9 protein-coding genes and 1 pseudogene are annotated in these 13,097 nt (G+C 70.7%); 2 read left to right on the top strand and 8 right to left on the bottom strand.

Annotated features, from left to right (window positions below; genetic code table 11):
• Positions 1–196: 196 nt before the first annotated feature.
• On the top strand, positions 197–814 hold the full coding sequence (locus tag ABZX40_RS16955; protein ID WP_355739113.1) for a GNAT family N-acetyltransferase: 618 nt from the start codon (positions 197–199) through the stop codon (positions 812–814).
• A 210-nt stretch (positions 815–1,024) separates the two neighbouring features.
• Here ABZX40_RS16955 and trxA read toward each other — a convergent pair whose 3' ends face one another.
• The 8 genes and pseudogenes from trxA to ABZX40_RS16915 all read right to left on the bottom strand — a co-directional run bounded on the left by trxA (position 1,025) and on the right by ABZX40_RS16915 (position 11,172).
• Positions 1,025–1,354, bottom strand: coding sequence for a thioredoxin (gene trxA, locus ABZX40_RS16950; protein WP_355739110.1), 330 nt, complete (start codon positions 1,352–1,354; stop codon positions 1,025–1,027).
• 42 nt (positions 1,355–1,396) lie between these two features.
• Positions 1,397–2,368 (bottom strand): thioredoxin-disulfide reductase, encoded by a 972-nt coding sequence (gene trxB, locus ABZX40_RS16945; RefSeq protein ID WP_355739107.1) that lies wholly within the window; start codon positions 2,366–2,368, stop codon positions 1,397–1,399.
• A 147-nt stretch (positions 2,369–2,515) separates the two neighbouring features.
• Positions 2,516–3,019, bottom strand: a complete 504-nt coding sequence (locus ABZX40_RS16940; protein ID WP_355739299.1) for a hypothetical protein — start codon at positions 3,017–3,019, stop codon at positions 2,516–2,518.
• Positions 3,020–3,328: 309 nt separating this feature from the next.
• Positions 3,329–3,595: pseudogene (locus tag ABZX40_RS16935) on the bottom strand (hypothetical protein); the annotation flags it as partial.
• The gene (sigM, locus tag ABZX40_RS16930; RefSeq protein ID WP_355739104.1) at positions 3,592–4,314 is read right to left on the bottom strand and encodes an RNA polymerase sigma factor SigM; all 723 of its coding nucleotides are present in this window, start codon (positions 4,312–4,314) and stop codon (positions 3,592–3,594) included. The gene sigM and the pseudogene ABZX40_RS16935, both read right to left, overlap by 4 nt.
• Before the next feature lie 25 nt (positions 4,315–4,339).
• Entirely contained in the window at positions 4,340–6,070 is a 1,731-nt protein-coding gene (locus ABZX40_RS16925) for a protein kinase family protein (protein WP_355739101.1), read from the bottom strand.
• Positions 6,071–6,186: 116 nt separating this feature from the next.
• Positions 6,187–8,655, bottom strand: a complete 2,469-nt coding sequence (murJ, locus tag ABZX40_RS16920) for a murein biosynthesis integral membrane protein MurJ (protein ID WP_355739099.1) — start codon at positions 8,653–8,655, stop codon at positions 6,187–6,189.
• A gap of 42 nt (positions 8,656–8,697) precedes the next feature.
• On the bottom strand, positions 8,698–11,172 hold the full coding sequence (locus ABZX40_RS16915) for a DUF6049 family protein (protein ID WP_355739097.1): 2,475 nt from the start codon (positions 11,170–11,172) through the stop codon (positions 8,698–8,700).
• Between the two features lie 359 nt (positions 11,173–11,531).
• Between ABZX40_RS16915 and ABZX40_RS16910 the strand changes: the two genes are divergently transcribed.
• On the top strand, positions 11,532–12,980 hold the full coding sequence (locus tag ABZX40_RS16910; RefSeq protein ID WP_355739094.1) for a CCA tRNA nucleotidyltransferase: 1,449 nt from the start codon (positions 11,532–11,534) through the stop codon (positions 12,978–12,980).
• Positions 12,981–13,097: the final 117 nt, after the last annotated feature.

Genomic DNA, 13,097 nt, shown 5'->3' with positions numbered 1-13,097 from the left:
CGGGTAGGGCGCATCCATCTGATGGGACCGCTCAAGGGGAGGCGGTGGCCGTGCGCACCATGAGCCGGGCCCGACTGATGAGCGCGGGGATGGGGCCGGCGGCGGTCGGCGGATTCGTCGGCAGCCTGCTCAGGGAACGGAGCGCTCTGACAGCCGCCCGCGAGGCCGCGGGCGTAGGAAGCGAGGAACAGCCTTCATGGGGCGCCGGCTCGTACCGCTCACGCTGGACAACCTTCAGGACCTTCCCAAGCGCTGTCACTCGTGCGTCTTCTGGGAACTGGATCCGGTCAGCGGGGAAGCCGCGGTGAAGGGCGGCACGGCCGCGATGGAGAAGGAGTCCTGGATCTCCGCGGTCCTGCTGGACTGGGGGTCCTGCGGACGGGTCGTCTATGTGGATGAGACGCCGGTGGGCTTTGTGCTCTACGCGCCGCCCGCCTACGTCCCCCGCTCCACCGCCTTCCCCACGAGCCCGGTCTCGCCCGACGCCGTCCAGCTGATGACGGCCTTCATCATGCCGGGGTACCAGGGGCAGGGGCTGGGGCGGGTCATGGTCCAGACGGTCGCCAAGGATCTGCTGCGGCGGGGCTTCAAGGCGATCGAGGCGTTCGGCGACGCCCGCTGGAAGGAGCCCGCGTGTGTGCTCCCCGCCGATCATCTGCTGGCGGTGGGCTTCAAGACCGTCCGTCCCCATCCCACATCCCCTCGGCTGCGGCTGGAGCTGCGGACCGCGCTGTCCTGGCGGGAGGACGTGGAGATGGCGATCGACCGGCTCCTGGGCGGGGCCCGGAAAGAACCGGCGCTTCGGCCGCTCTAGCGGAGGGGGCGTGCCGCGCCTAGGTGCCCTGGATCGTTGATGCCCTCAGCGGGGCCGGTAGGCCGTCCCCCGATGGTTCCCTGCCACGGATGATCCTCGGCACGCCAGTGTGCCCATGACGAAAGGGCCGACCTTGAGGGTCGGCCCCTTCGTGTTTCACGTGAAACATCGCCCCGGCGGAGTCGCTCCCGGCCCGGCTCGGCGAGCGTGTCACTCGGCGATGAAGTCCTCAAGGTCACGCAGGATCGCGGCCTTCGGCTTGGCACCGACGATGGTCTTCGCGACCTCACCGCCCACATAAACGTTCAGCGTCGGGATGGACATGACGCCGTACTTGGCGGCCGTGCCCGGGTTCTCGTCGATGTTCAGCTTGACGATCTCGATCTTCTCGCCGTGCTCCTTGGCGATGGCCTCCAGGGACGGCGCGATCTGGCGGCACGGACCGCACCAGGCGGCCCAGAAGTCCACCAGAACAGGCTTGTCGTTCTTGAGGACGTCCTGCTCGAAGGAATCGTCGGTCACATGCTTCAGATCGGCCACAGCGGGCTCCTTACGTGAGGTGTGGGGAGGGAGAGGGGTGGGTCAGACCGCGACGGTCTTCTCGGGCTCCGCCTGCTCCTGGTCGGCGAGCGCGGCGAGGTGGCGCTCGGCGTCGAGGGCGGCGGAGCAGCCGGTGCCGGCCGCCGTGATCGCCTGGCGGTAGGTGTGGTCGACGACATCGCCTGCGGCGAAGACACCCGTCAGGTTGGTCCGGGTCGAGGGGGACTCGACCTTCAGATAGCCCTCCCCATCGAGGTCGAGCTGTCCCTTGAACAGCTCGGTACGCGGGTCGTGGCCGATCGCGATGAACAGACCCGTGGCCGGCAGCTCCGAGAGTTCGCCGGTCTTGACGTTCCGCAGCGTCAGTCCGGTGAGCTTCTGGTCGCCCTGGATCTCCGCGACCTCGCTGTCCCAGACGAACTTGATCTTCGGGTCGGCGAAGGCACGGTCCTGCATGGCCTTGGAGGCGCGCAGGCTGTTCCGGCGGTGGACGATGGTGACCGACTTGGCGAACCGCGACAGGAAGGTGGCCTCCTCCATCGCGGTGTCACCGCCGCCGATCACGGCGATGTCGTGGTCCTTGAAGAAGAAGCCGTCGCACGTGGCGCACCAGGAGACACCGCGGCCGGAGAGCGCGTCCTCGTTCGGCAGACCCAGCTTGCGGTGCTGCGAGCCCGTGGCGACGATGACCGCCCTGGCCCGGTGCACGGTACCGGCGGTGTCCGTGACGGTCTTGATCTCACCGGAGAGGTCGACGGACACGATGTCGTCCGGAACCAGTTCGGCACCGAAGCGCTCGGCCTGGGCGCGCATATTGTCCATCAGCTCGGGACCCATGATGCCGTCCTGGAAGCCGGGGAAGTTCTCCACCTCGGTGGTGGTCATCAGCGCACCGCCGGCGGTGACCGCACCCTCGAACACCAGGGGCTTCAGCGACGCGCGTGCGGTGTACAGGGCCGCCGTGTAGCCGGCGGGCCCGGAGCCGATGATGATCACGTTACGAACGTCGCTCACGGCTGGATTCCTCGTCTCTGGACTCGTCGGTTTCCCGTGGGAGCCCTTCTCAGGACCCTCTTCCCACCCAACGGATCCTAAGGGTCCAGCATTCCCGCTGTGTCCGGGCACACGGAGGGTTGTGGCCGGCGCTTCTCGGGGCGCTTCTCAGGGGTGTGCGTAGGAGGTCTGGAAGAGGATCTTCGCGATCTCCGCGGAGGCCCGCTTGATGCAGGTGGAGTCCATGATGTACGCCGTGACCCGGCCGGCGTCATTGGCGTCGGGCAGGACGACGAGCATCGCGTCGGTTCCCTTGTAGACGCCCTCGTCGACGGCCAGCGCCGCATCCTGACGGCCGATGCCGCTGCGGACACAGTCGGGCACCGAGGGTGTCTGGAGGATCTGGGGCGGGCCCACATCGCCGCCCACCTCGACACTGCCCTGCGGGGTGCGGGGGTCTCCGCCGCCCTCCGTCGTCTGTCCCTCGACCACCTCCGTGGCGAGAAGGTCGGTCACCTGACGCTCCAGGCTCTCCGCGGAGAAGGTATCGGTGGCCGTCGCCGTCGGGTCGCCGTTCGTCTGAGGTCCGGAGGCGCCGCCCATGAGCGACGACAGCAGCACGGTGCCCAGCCCGACGGCCGCCGCCGCGAAGGCGGCGCTGATCACGGTCACCCGGCGGCGCCTCGCACGGTCCGGACGTTTGCGTCCAGGGCCGCTGGCGGAGGACCGGGCGTGACCGGCGGGGCGGTCGGAGGTCACCGATGTTTCACGTGAAACATGAGGGGACGTTTCCGTGACGGGCGATGGGGGTGTCTCGGTGAGAGGCGACGGGGACGTTTCCGCTGGGGGCGGGGAGGGCTTTTCCGTGGGACGTGGTGAGGAAGGCGTGCCCGTGAGGGGCGACACAGGTGGGTCCGTGAGGGGCGATGTTTCACGTGAAACAGTCGCGGCATCCGGTGTTTCATGTGAAACATCCGTGCCGTTGCTCGCGGTCGAGCCCGGGAGGGCCTCCGCCGCGAGCGCCTGATCGATGCGCTCGGCGATATCGGCGGGCATGGCCGGCGGCTCCGGCGTCGTGCCCAGCAGTCCGCGGATCTCCTCCAGCGAGGCGTAGACGTCCGCGCAGAGTGTGCAGGTGTCCAGGTGCCGGTGGAGGTCCTCGGTCCGTGACCGGGGCAGCTGGCCCTCGGTGAGGTCGGCGATCTCACTGACGTCCGGGTGCTCCGTCATGTCCGTCGTCGATGTCACGCTCGCCCACCTCCGCCCTTCACGGCAGTTGAATCGCTCGGTCCGATCTGACGGGTCTCGGCCTCGGGAGGTCCCGCTGCCGGTGGGACGGATGTCCCCTGCGTCCGGTTCCGTACTTCGCTCTCCTCGTCCTCGCCGGGGCTGTCCGGCCGGAGATGGGTGAGCAGCGGCAGGAGTCTGGCTCTGCCCCGGGCGCAACGGCTCTTCACCGTGCCGACCGGCACATCGAGGATGCGGGCGGCCTCGGCGACGGGGTAGCCCTGCATGTCCACCAGTACGAGGGCGGCCCGCTGATCGGGCGGCAGGGTGACCATCGCCTCGATCAGCTCGCGGTGCAGATCCTTGCGCTCGGCCGGGGCCGCCGCCGACTCGTGCGGCTCCAGGAGCTGCTCCAGCCGCTCGGTGTCGTCGACCGGCGAGGTCCGGCGGGAGGCGGCCTTGCGGGCGCGGTCCAGACAGGCGTTGACCGTGATCCGGTGCAGCCAGGTCGTGACGGCCGCCTTGCCCTGGAAGGTGTGGGCGGCCCGGTACGCGGAGACCAGCGCGTCCTGTACGGCGTCGGCGGCCTCCTCGCGATCCCCCAGGGTGCGCAGGGCCACGGCCCAGAGACGGTCCCGGTGGCGCCGGACGACCTCTCCGAAGGCGTGCGGATCGCCCTCGACATGACGGGCGAGGAGGTCCCGGTCGTTCACGCCGTCGTAGCTGACGCCGTCCGCCATCCGGCCTCCCCCCTCCGTGATGTCCTCAGCCCGTGAACTTCAGATCGGTGATGGCCTGCTTGTAGCCGGGATCGCTGAACTCGTCCCCCGGCGCGTGCGGCAGCGCGGTGAACCAGACGAGGACGTACCGGCTCGCGGTCGGCTTCTCGATCTGCACATGGGCCGAGGTGTCGTTGGTGGTGACCGAGCCCAGCTCGGTCATCGACGAGATCGGCACCGAGGAACTCATGGAGTCCGTCGCGTACAGCGAGACCTTGGTGTGGTCGCCGCCGAACAGCAGACCGATGTCCGCCGCCTTGACCTCCCGCGCGGAGCCGAGGTCGTAGACGATGCCGACGCCGGGCTTGAAGGCCGGGTTCATCTCGGGGCCGTCGATGAAGCTCTTGGTGCGCCAGTAGGTGGAGGCGTCCCCGTCGTAGGTGTAGGGCACCTCGTCCGTCGCCTGGGCGGAGCCCTGGGCCACATACTCCTGGGCGCCGGCGATCTCTATCGGCGGCGGGGGCTTCGGCTCCTCGCCGTTGGTCTTGTCCTCGCCCTCCGTCGTCTGGGTCTGATTGGTGTCGTCGGAGGTGCCGCCCTGCTCCAGCAGGGCGTCCGCGAGCTGCCAGCTGCCCAGGCCCAGCGCCGCCAGCAGCAGCGCCGAGACGGCCCACTTCAGGGCCTTGCCGGTACGGCTCTGGAGCGGGGGCGGCGGTGGGGTCACCGGCTGTGTCTCGCCGGGGTGGGGCGCCTGACGGCCGTAGGAGCCCTGCTGATAGGTCGTGCGCTGGTAGTCGGGCGGGGCGGTGAAGGCCGGCTCCGGCGGGCGGATGCGGGGCATCTCGCCGATCGCCTTGACCAGTTCCTCCGGCGTGGTGCACGGCGCCTCGTGGCGGGAGGCGGTGGCGCCGTCGTTGGCGAGGGCGCGCATCGACAGTTCGGACAGCCCGCGGTGGATCCCGGCGCGCACCTGGTCGGGGGCGATCAGACCGACGCCCTTCGGCAGCCCGGACAGCCCGTGCGCGTCGCTCTCGTAGGGCCAGCGCTGGGTCAGGGAGGCGTACAGCAGGGCGCCGATCGCCTCGGTGTCGGTGCGCTGCGGGGTGTCGGAACCGATGCCGCGCAGCGCGGCGTTGACCGCGAGCCCGCGGATGCGCCACTGCCCGGTGGAGGTGCGCAGCACGGCGTTGGGGTTGAGCCGCAGATGGGCGAGGCCCTCGCGGTGCGCGGCGGCCATGGCGGCGGAGATCTGGCTGACCATCTGGTAGGCGTCGTGCGGCTCCAGCGGACCGGAGGCGAGCAGCGCGGTCAGTTCGGTCGCGTCGGGCAGCCACTCATGGACGACGTAGACGAGGTCGTTCTCCTCGACGGCGTCCAGGACTTGGACGAAACGGGGGTCGCCCAGCAGCGCGGAGGAACGGGCCGCGGCGAGGACGGAACGCGCCCGGGTGTGATCGGCGGGCAGGAGATGGACGCCGACGGCCCGGCGGAGTTTCTCGTCCACCGCACGCCAGCTGCTGAATCCGTCCAGACGGGTGACGCACTCCTCCAGGCGGTAGCGTCTGGCGAGTTTGTGGCCGCTGTGCAGTTCGGGCGGTGCGGCCGGCCCGGGATGCCCGCTCCCGCCACTCCCCTGTGCCTCGTCGTGTTCCGTGACCTGTTCCTTCTGGTCCACCCCGTCGGCCGTGGACTGGTCCGCCTGGTCCGGCTCGGCGGTCGGCGGCTCGTCGCCGCCGTTGTCTGCCACGTCGACGGCAGCCCTGCTCCGATCCGCCACCGTCGTCCCTGCCTCCCCATCCGTTGCGTCTGGTACGACGCCGAAACCAATTGTGCCCACAGTCCGGCGCTATGCACGACACACGGCGGCGGACGATGGTTGTGCGCGTACCCCTCTCAGCGGCCCAGACGCCCGCGGACCATGCCCACCATCGAGTTCAGCTCCTCGATGCGCATCCGGCGGGACGCGATGAAGAAGATGCCGAGAAGGACGGCCCCGCCGCCGAGCAGCGCGGCGAACGAGCCGAGCACACCCTGTCCGAGGGTCTGGGTGATGCCGTAGCAGGCGGCTCCGCCGAGCAGTGCGGCCGGGACCGCGGCGATGCTCAGCCGGGCGTAGGTGCGCAGCACCCGGGAGCCGTCGAGGTCGCCGCCGAGCCGCTTGCGCAGCCGGCTCCAGGCGACCCCGACCCCGATGACGTAGGCGAGTCCGTACGAGGCGGCCATGCCGATCACGGCCCAGCGGGCGGGCAGCAGCAGGAAGCACGCGGCGGACGCCCCGGCGTTGACCGCGGCCACGATCACCGTGTTGTAGAAGGGCGTGCGGGTGTCCTCGTAGGCGTAGAAGGCGCGCAGGACGACGTACTGCACGGAGTACGGGATGAGGCCGATGCCGAAGGCCATCAGCATGTAGCCCATGTTGGTGGCGGCGGCGGTGCCGGAGGAGCCGAAGATCAGGGTGCACATCGGGATGCCGAGGGCGACGAAGCCGAAGGCGATCGGGACGATGGCGACGGCGGTGGTGCGCAGGCCCTGGGAGATGTCGTCGCGGACGGCTCCGGCGTCGTCCTCATGGGCCGAGCGGGAGATCCGCGGGAGCAGGGCGGCCATCAGGGAGACGGTGATGATGGCCTGCGGAAGGCCCCAGATCAGCTGGGCGTTGGCGTAGGCGCTGAAGCCCGTACCGGCGATGTTGGTGTCGGAGACGGCGGCGGTGGCCAGCTGGGTGACGACCAGGGCGCCCGCCTGGTTGGCGAGCACGAACAGGATGGTCCACTTGGCCAGCATGGCGGCCTTGCCGAGGCCGTGGCCCTTCCAGTCGAAGCGCAGCCGCATCCGGAAACCGGTCTCGCGCAGATACGGGATCATCGCGAGCGACTGGACCACCAGGCCCAGCAGGACACCGGCGCCGAGGAGGCGTTCGCCCTGCGGGGGGATGTTGTCGACGGTCATCCCGGAGTCGGCGGCGCTGCCGTAGACCCACAGGAACATGCCCAGGGTGGCGATGATGACGATGTTGTTGAGGACCGGAGTCCACATCATCGCGCCGAACCGGCCGCGGGCGTTGAGGATCTGGCCCATCACCACATGGACGCCCATGAAGAAGATCGTGGGCAGGAAGTAGCGGGTGAAGGTGATGGCGGTCTCGTTGGCCGCGGCATTGGTGGCGACCGGGTTCGACAGCGCCCGCACGAGGTAGGGCGCCCCGAGCACGGCGAGCACGGTGAGCGCGCCGAGGACGACCATGACCAGGGTCAGCAGCCGGTTGGCGTATGCCTCGCCGCCGTCCTCGTCGTCCTTCATGGCGCGGACGAGCTGGGGGACGAAGACCGAGTTGAGGCCGCCGCCCACGGTCAGGATGTAGATCATGGTGGGCAGCTGGTAGGCGACCTGGAAGGTGTCGCCGAGCAGGCCCACGCCCAGCGCGGAGACGATCAGCGCCGAGCGGATGAAGCCGGTGAGGCGGGACACCATGGTGCCCGCGGCCATCACGGCGCTGGACTTCAGCAGCCCGCCCGCCCGGCCGCCCTTCTTCGGCGCGGCCGGGGCGGCAGGGGTGGCGGTGGGCGTCTCCTGCGGCTCGGGCGCCGGGGGCTCGGGCTCCTGGTACGGGGCCGGGGGCCCGCCGTACGCCCCCTGCGGGGCGGCCTGCGGCACCTCGGCGTACTGCTGCGGGGCCTGCTGGTACTGATCCTGCTGGTACGGGGCCTGCTGCTGGTACTGGGGAGTGGTGTACTGCGCCTGCTGCGGGGCGGCGGCCTGTGGGTACGCGCTCTGGCCGGGTGCGTAGGCACCCTCCTGGTAGCCGCCCTCGTGGTAAGCGCCGGCCTGGAAGTTCTGGTGGGAGGGCTGCTGCGGGGCCGCGGCCGGGCCGGGGACCGCCGGATGGTCCGTGCGCACGCCGCTGTGCTGCTGGTCGCGGAAAAGATGGGCGAAGGCGTCGTGCTCGGGGCGCTGGTCGCCGGCCTGGGTGACGAGATCGTCGACCCCGACGTACTGGGTGGTCCGCGGGTCGTCGCCGAGCGGCAGGTACTGGGTGGGGCTCTCCGGCTCCGGGGCGGGCGGCTGCGCCCACACCCGCGGATCGGGGGCGTACGGCGACTGCTGCGGCTGTCCGTACAGGGGCTGCGGCGGGTAGGTGCCGGGGGGCGGCGGCGGGTGCGAGGCGCGGTCGTAGAGGGCTTCGGCGACCGGGTCCTGAGCGGTGAGGTCCTGTGCCCGGTAGGGGTCCTGGTCGTAGGCGTCCTGGAGGTACATGTCCGCCGCCTGCTGCGGCGTCAGCCGGCCGGGCTCGGGCGGCGGGCCCTCGGGGTGGCCCGAGTTGCCCGCGGCCTGGCCGCGGTCACCCTCGTACGGCGCGTTCATCGTTACCCCACCTCATCGTCCCGGGCCGACGGGCCACGACATTCAACGGTCCACTCTCTCACCCGTCCGGGACGGGCCGGTGCTTTCCGCTGCGGTGTCCGGCCCCGGGTCACTCGGCTGCTGAGGGTCGTGTGCCCCCGGCCGGGTGCCGGACTCCTCCGTGTGAGGGTCCTGGGAGTGAGGACGGTTCCCGGGGGGTGCGGGGTTCTCGGCCGGGTCGGTGTCCGCCGGGGGGTCGGCCGCCGGGCCGGTTCCGGCGCTCGGGGCGGTGCCGTCGCTGTCGTCGCCCTCGGCGCCGGGCCCGTCGTCCGGATGCTCCCCGGCCGACTCGCGGGCGGCCCGCTTGCGCTGGGTGTACATCCGGAACCCGGCGAGGACCAGCAGCAGCACGCCGCCGCCGATCACCAGCATCACCGTGGCGGTGATCTCGGTGACCTTCACATCGAAGGTGACCGGGGCCCCGTACGCCTGGCCGTCCTCGGTGAAGAGCTGGGCGATCACTGTCACCCGGCCGTTGGCGTTGGCGGAGGTGTCGAACTTCACCGACTGGCTGTGCCCGCCGGAGACCGTGACCGGCTGCTCGGCGTAGGCGTTGCCGCCGATCTCCAGCCGGGTCGGGCTGGTGGAGGTGAGCCGCAGCACCAGCCGGTCGACACCCTGGACCAGGTTGTTCTGCACGGTCACCGGGATGGTGGCGCTGCGGCCGGAGAGCTTGGTCTCCGACTTCTGGATCAGGCTGACCTGGCCGACCAGATCGTCGAGATAGTTCTCCACGCCGTTGCGGAAGCCGGCGGCCTCGGTGGCGCGGCCCCGCCAGGAGGCGGACATCTCACGGTTCATGGCCCGCCCGAACGGGGTCACCACCCGGGACTCGTCGCTCAGGATCACCTTGAAGTTGTCGAGCTTGTCCTGCGTGGTGGCGATCTCCTCGAACGCCGTGGCCGGCAGTTCCTGCTTGCGCAGCGAGGAGGGGTACTGGGAGGCGGACGGCACCTTGGTGGTGGCTCCGGGGTCCGGCCGGGCCCCGGCGGTCGCGGTGAGGTTCTGCGCCTCGGACCAGCCGCTGCTCTGGAGCGTGGCCACCGCCTCCGCCATGGCACGGGCCTGGCTGGCGGTCGGCATCCGGTCGGGGGCGACGAGGATGCTGCGCTGCTGGTCCGACTGGAGATTGAGCATCAGGCTCTGCGAGAGGAACGTCTGCACGGCCAGCGAGTCCGCCGACGCGGTCGTCAGATCGCCCTCGAAGGCGGTCGACAGCCGCGCGTCCGCCACCACCGCCGTGGTCCCGCCGCCGATCGGCCGGGCCGCCGAGGGGGTGTACGGCAGTCCGCCGGTCTCCTCCAGGCTGTCGCTGCGGGCGATCACGGTGTCCGCGCCGGCCGAGGTGGCGACCTTCACGATCGACGGGTCGACCGCGCCGTCCACCGGCCAGGCGAAGTCGGTGACCGGCCGCACATGGAGGATCGTGTCGACGGTGTTGGCGATGACGTCGGTGGCCTCTTTGAGGCGGCTGAGCGAGCCCGTGACATCGGTGCCGTTGTGTGCGAGGGAGGCGAGGTCAGGGTCGCCGAACGGCAGCGCGACGACCTCCTTGCCCGTCACTGCGCTCTGGAGGTCCGCCAGCCACTGCTTGGCGACCGCCTGATGGGTGCCGGGCGTGGTGGTGTCGCCGGGGCCGCGCACCTCGTAGGTGCGGGTCATGGCGTCGACGGAGGCGAGCAGGTCCGGGTCGATCACCCAGGTGACGTCGAGATCCCGGCCCAGTGCCACCAGCTGCTCCAGACGGCCGCCGGGGGAGATCTCGGTGGCGAGGTCGTCATTGAGGAAGACCGGGGTCTGCTGTTCGTTGGAGTCGGTCTCCGCCGTCATATGGACGGTGGAGATCAGCGGCCACAGGAAGGTGGTCCTGGTCCGGGTGTCGGTGCCGTCCGGCTGCCAGGGCAGGAACGTCCGCTGGAAGCCCAGCACCTGCTCCCACTGCTGGGCGGCGGTCTGGCCGGACAGCGCCACTCCGAGCTGGTAGACCCCGCTGCTGCCGAGGTCCAGCTCGTCGACCGGCACGGACAGGGTGAAGGGCTGGGCGACACCGGGGGCGAGCCGGTCGAAGTCCTGGGAGTGGTCGCCGCCGACCGGGGTGCCGTCGGCGCCCGGGGTGTATCCCTTGCGCTCGGCGGCGTCGTCGATGTCGGAGCGGGTGGTGAGCTTCGGGCCCACCCGCAGATCGACGGTGGCGTCGGTGACGGCCTGGTTGCCCTGGTTGGTGACCGTCCCGGAGACCGTGACGGTGTCGCCGTCACCCGGGATGCTCGGCGTGACCGAGTCCACCGCGACACTGACCGTACGGGAGCCCGAGGCGGCCGGTACGGAGGTCTGCCCGGCCGCCTGGGCGGTCGGTACGGCGGGCAGCTGGAGCAGGCCCGCCAGCAGCGGCGCGCTCGTGAGCAGGACTCCTGTGCGCCGTAGCCATCGGCGGGCACGTGCGGGACGCGTCCCTGGGATGTCTGCCGCATCGGCCACGCGCTTCGCCCGTCCCTCGTCGTCGTCAGTGCTCGTCGGAATGTGCGTCCACGCATGGTAACGATGCCCGCTGAGGGGAAGTGCCGCGGACTGCTCCACAAGATCGGGAAAGGGCGGGGCGCTGGGCCCGCGCGCACGGATCAAGACGTCCCTATACGCACGTATGAACAGGACACCCCTATGTGCGCGTATTAAGGGGAGGGAGGCACATAAGGGGAGGGGAGGAAGGGGCGGGAGGGCTTCGCGGAGGGTCGGCGGAGGGCCATGGGGGGAGCCGGAGGGGAGCCGGAGAGGGGCCGGAGTGGGGCCGGGGTAATGGGGGCGACCGGTGTCCCCGGGGCCACGTACCCTTTTCAGTTGTGCCGAACGCCAACGAAGACAATCTCACCGCCCCGGGCCAGGTGGCCGACCGCGAGCCCGGCGACCTGCTGCGGATCACCCCTGTCGCCGACGATCTCGCCCGCCGCTTCCAGGCGGCCGGCTTCCGTCTCGCCCTCGTCGGCGGCTCGGTCAGGGACGCGCTGCTCGGCCGGCTCGGCAACGATCTGGACTTCACGACCGACGCCCGCCCCGAGGACGTCCTGAAGATCGTGCGGCCCTGGGCCGACGCCGTCTGGGAGGTCGGGATCGCCTTCGGCACGGTCGGCGCCCAGAAGGACGGCTACCAGATCGAGGTCACGACCTACCGCTCGGAGTCCTACGACCGCACCTCACGCAAACCCGAGGTGTCCTACGGGGACTCCATCGAGGAGGATCTGGTCCGCCGGGACTTCACGGTGAACGCCATGGCGGTGGCTCTCCCCGAGGGGACGTTCATCGACCCGCACGACGGCCGCGCCGATCTGGCCGCCCGGGTGCTGCGGACGCCGGGCACCCCGGAGGCGTCCTTCTCCGACGATCCGCTGCGGATGATGCGGGCCGCGCGCTTCGCCGCCCAGCTCGACTTCGCGGTGGCCCCCGAGGTCGTCGCGGCGATGGCGGAGATGAACGCCCGGCTGGAGATCGTCTCCGCCGAGCGGGTCCGGGACGAGCTGAACAAGCTGCTGCTCTCCACGCACCCCCGCAAGGGCCTGACCCTCCTCGTCGACACCGGCCTCGCGGACCGAGTGCTGCCGGAGCTGCCCGCCCTGCGTCTGGAGAGCGACGAGCACCACCGGCACAAGGACGTCTACGACCACTCGCTGATCGTTCTGGAGCAGGCCATCGCGCTGGAACGGAACGGCCCCGATCTCACACTGCGGCTGTCCGCCCTGCTGCACGACATCGGCAAGCCCCGCACCCGGCGCTTCGAATCGGACGGCCGGGTCTCCTTCCACCACCACGAGGTCGTCGGCGCCAAGATGACCAAGAAGCGGATGACGGCGCTGAAGTACTCCAACGACCTGGTGAAGGACGTCTCCCGGCTGGTCGAGCTGCATCTGCGGTTCCACGGCTACGGCACCGGGGAGTGGACCGATTCCGCCGTGCGCCGCTACGTCCGGGACGCGGGACCGCTCCTGGACCGGCTGCACAAGCTGACCCGCTCGGACTGCACGACCCGGAACAAGCGCAAGGCCACGGCGCTCTCCCGGGCCTACGACGGGCTGGAGGAGCGCATCGCCCAGCTGAAGGAGCAGGAGGAGCTGGACTCGATCCGCCCCGATCTCGACGGCAACGAGATCATGCAGCTCCTCGGCATCAAGCCCGGCCCCGCGGTCGGCGAGGCCTACCAGCACATGCTGGAGCTGCGGCTGGAGCACGGGCCGATGGAGCATGGCGAGGCGGTGGCCGCGCTCAAGGAGTGGTGGGGGGAGCGGGAGCGGGGGTGAGGCGGCCGGGTCCTCGCGGCCGGCGTTCTCCCGGGCACGCTGCCCGGCGTTCTTCTCGGCGTTCTTCTCGGACATGAGGGTGGGCCATGTTTCACGTGAAACATGGCCCACCCTCAT

It is taken from the genome of Streptomyces sp. NPDC004610, assembly GCF_040609715.1.
In the GTDB taxonomy this organism is placed as follows: domain Bacteria; phylum Actinomycetota; class Actinomycetes; order Streptomycetales; family Streptomycetaceae; genus Streptomyces.
Note: the sequence above shows the minus strand (reverse complement) of the source record. Positions and strands in the feature narration are given on the sequence as shown.